The sequence below is a fragment of the Methylibium sp. T29-B genome (assembly GCF_000576225.1).
Taxonomy (GTDB): Bacteria; Pseudomonadota; Gammaproteobacteria; order Burkholderiales; family Burkholderiaceae_C; genus Methylibium; species Methylibium petroleiphilum.
This window is the reverse complement of sequence record NZ_AZSN01000250.1, coordinates 1-3524: the sequence shown is the minus strand read 5'-3', so window position 1 is coordinate 3524 and position 3524 is coordinate 1. Positions and strand designations below refer to the sequence as shown.

The window sequence follows — 3524 nt, the reverse complement described above, 5'->3', positions numbered from 1 at the left end:
ACGCGAGACGGCGGCCGAGGGCGTGGCGAGCTTCGTGCTGCGGCGCGCCGACGGGGGGCCGCTGCCGACCTTCGACGCCGGGGCGCACATCGACGTGGAACTGCCCAACGGCATGGTGCGGCAGTACTCGCTGTGCAACCGCCCGGGCGAGACGCAGCGCTACTGCATCGGCGTGCTGCGCGAGGCCGCCGGCCGCGGCGGCTCACGCTGCGCGCACGAGGCGCTGCACGAGAGCACGCCGCTGCGCATCAGCGCACCGAAGAACCACTTCCCGCTGGTGCCGGCGAAGCATTCGATCCTGCTGGCCGGCGGCATCGGCGTGACGCCCATCCTCGCGATGGCCGAGACGCTGACCGCCGCGGACGCGTCCTTCGAGATGCACTACTGCACCCGCAGCCGCGCGCGCACCGCCTTCGCCGAGCGCATCGCCGCCGCGCCCTACGCGCTGCGCGTCGCCTTCCACCACGACGACGGCGCCAAGGCGCAGAAGTTCGATGCCAAGGCCGTGCTCGCCGCGCCGGCCGCCGACACCCATCTCTACGTCTGCGGGCCCAAGGGCTACATGGACCATGTGATCGCCACCGCCAAGGCGCTGGGCTGGGCGGACGCGCAGATCCACTTCGAGTACTTCGCCGGCGGGCCGGTGGACCACGGCGCCGACGACGCCTTCGAGATCGAGCTCGCGACGAGCGGCCGCGTCGTCACCGTGCCCGCCGGCCAGACGGTGATCGCCGCGCTGGCCGCGCAGGGCGTCGAGGTGCCGGTGTCCTGCGAACAGGGCGTGTGCGGCACCTGCATCCTGAAGGTCGTCGGCGGTACGCCCGACCACCGCGACATGTACTTCAGCGACGCCGAACACGCCGCCAACGACCAGTTCACGCCCTGCTGCTCGCGCTCGAAGACGCCGCGGCTGGTCGTCGCGCTCTGATCCGCCATTCCCTACAAGACCCAGGAGACCCCATGGAAACCAAGACCGTCGCGCTGAAGACGCCCTTCCTGAAGAACTGCTGGTACGTCGCCGCGCTGTCCACCGAGGTCGGCCCCGAGGCGCTGTTCCACCGCAAGATCCTCGACACCTCGGTGCTGATCTACCGCAAGCAGGACGGCACGCCGGTCGCGATGCACGACCGCTGCCCGCACCGCTTCGCGCCGCTGCACCTGGGCAAGCGCATCGGCGACGAGGTGGCCTGCCTGTACCACGCGCTGCAGTTCGACTGCACCGGCCAGTGCACGAAGAACCCGCACGGCAACGGCCAGATCCCCAAGGCCGCCAAGGTGCGCAGCTTCCCGCTGGTGGAGCGCCACGGCTTCCTGTGGATCTGGATGGGCGAGGCCGAGGCCGACCTCGACCGCCTGCCCGACTACGCGCCGCTCGACGCGGGCCACGACAACGGCGTGGCCTACACCTACATGCACATGAAGGCCCACTACGAGCTCATCATCGACAACGTGATGGACCTCAGCCACATCGACCATGTGCACGGCGAGATCATCACCACCCGCGGCCAGCTCTCGCCGCTGGTGCCGCAGATGCGCGAGGGCGCCGATCGCATCTCCGCGCGCTGGGAGTGGAAACAGACGCCGGCGATGCTGATCTTCGCCAACTTCATGCCCGACCCGGCCGCCGAGGCGCGCATGTTCTTCGACATCACCTGGGCGCCGCCGGCCCACATCCAGCTCTCGGTCGGCGCGACGCAGAACGACGCGGCGCTCGACCTCGACAACTGCATTGGCCAGTACGACCTGCACACCTGCACGCCCGAGACCGCCAACACCACGCACTACTGGTTCGCGACCCGCCGCAACCACGTCGAGGAGGACGGCGACTTCAACAAGATGAAGATCCAGGCCATGCACACCGCCTTCGAGACCGAGGACGGCCCGATCATCGAGGCGGTGCACGGCGAGATGGGCACGCCGGAGTTCTTCGGCCTGAACCCGGTGCTGATGAGCAACGACGCGGCGCCGGTCAAGGTGCGGCGGCTGCTGAAAAAGCTGATCGCCGCGGAGGCCGGCGCGGCCTGAACCGGGATCACCGCGTCCGCGCGGACCGCGACGGAGGCAACCAGCAGCCAGGAGGAGCAAGGGCATGAGATCGGCCAAGCCCGCGATGCCTCGCGGTTGGACCCCCGGCAGTTCGGGCATCGAAGACCTGGCAGCGAGCGTGCACTTCGCGTTCGACGAGGCTCGGATCTGGCTCGGCGAGGAGCGCATGCTGCTGATGCACTCGTCGGCGCTCGGCTCGCTGCGCCGGCAGTTGATCGAGACGCTGGGCTGGGAGCGCGCGCGCGGCGTGCTCACGCGCATGGCCTTCGCGTCGGGGCAGCGCGATGCCGAGATGATGCTGCGTCGCTACCCGGGCTTGCCCGACTGCGAACTGCTGCGTCTGGGCATGCTGCTGCGCTCGGTCGAAGGGATCATGAAGGTGGAGCCCACCGAGGTCGAGATCGACATCGGGCGCCGCCACTACTTCACCGACTGCCGCTGGAACCACTCGATCGAGGCGCATGTGCACGACCGTGACTTCGGCGGCCACGAGGGGCCCGTGTGCTGGGTCGAGAGCGGACATTCCTCGGGTTTCGTGTCGCGGCTGATCGGCCGCTTCGTGCTGCACAAGGAGGTCGAGTGCGGCAGCGCCACCGGCTGCCGCGTGATCGGCATGCCGCTGGAGGACTGGCGGGGCGACGCCGACGACGAGCTGCGCTACTACCAGCCCGACTCCGTGGTCGAGGAGATCGTCGCGCTGCGCAGCCAGGTCACTGCGCTGCGGCGCGCGGCGGACCCGCCGGTGCTGCCGCACGAGCTGATCGGCCGCTCGCCGGCTTTCCGCGCCGCCTGGGCGCTGGCCGAGCGCGCCGCCGCCACGCCGACGACGGTGCTGCTGCTCGGCGAGACCGGCGTCGGCAAGGAGATGTTCGCGCGCGCGCTGCACCACGCCAGCCCGCGCGCGGCGCAGGCCTTCGTGGCGCTGAACTGCGCGGCCTTGCCGGCCGAGCTGCTCGAGAGCGAGCTGTTCGGCGTCGAGAAAGGCGCGTTCACCGGCGCGCACCAGTCGCGCGCCGGCCGTTTCGAGCGCGCCGACGGGGGCACGCTGTTCCTCGACGAGGTGGGCGAGCTGAGCGCGGGCGCGCAGACGCGGCTGCTGCGCGTGCTGCAGGAGGGCGAGATCGACCGGCTCGGCGGCAGCACGACGCGCCGGGTCGATGTGCGGGTGATCGCGGCGACCAATGTCGACCTGGCCGCGGCGGTGGCGCGCGGCGGCTTCCGCAAGGACCTGTACTACCGGCTCGCCGTCTACCCGGTGCACATTCCGCCGCTGCGCGAGCGCCGCGAGGACATCGCGCCGCTGACCGAGTGCTTCATCGCCCGCATCGGCGCGCGCGACGGCCGGCGCGTCGGCGGGCTCACCGACAAGGCGCGCCACGCGCTGCTGGCGCACGACTGGCCGGGCAATGTGCGCGAGCTGCAGAACGCCGTCGAGCGCGCGCTGATCCTCACCGAGGAGGGCGCGCGCATCGACGCCG

General features: G+C 70.9%; 3 protein-coding genes. All 3 read left to right on the top strand.

Annotation, left to right across the window (positions count from 1 at the left end; genetic code table 11):
- On the top strand, nt 1-928 hold a 928-nt coding region (locus Y694_RS20565; RefSeq protein ID WP_036236048.1), incomplete at its 5' end, for a PDR/VanB family oxidoreductase.
- 32 nt (nt 929-960) lie between these two features.
- A complete protein-coding gene (locus Y694_RS20560) occupies nt 961-2025 on the top strand; it encodes an aromatic ring-hydroxylating dioxygenase subunit alpha (protein WP_036236046.1) in 1065 nt (354 codons plus the stop codon).
- Between the two features lie 64 nt (nt 2026-2089).
- On the top strand, nt 2090-3524 hold a 1435-nt coding region (locus Y694_RS20555), incomplete at its 3' end, for a sigma-54-dependent Fis family transcriptional regulator (RefSeq protein WP_051495950.1).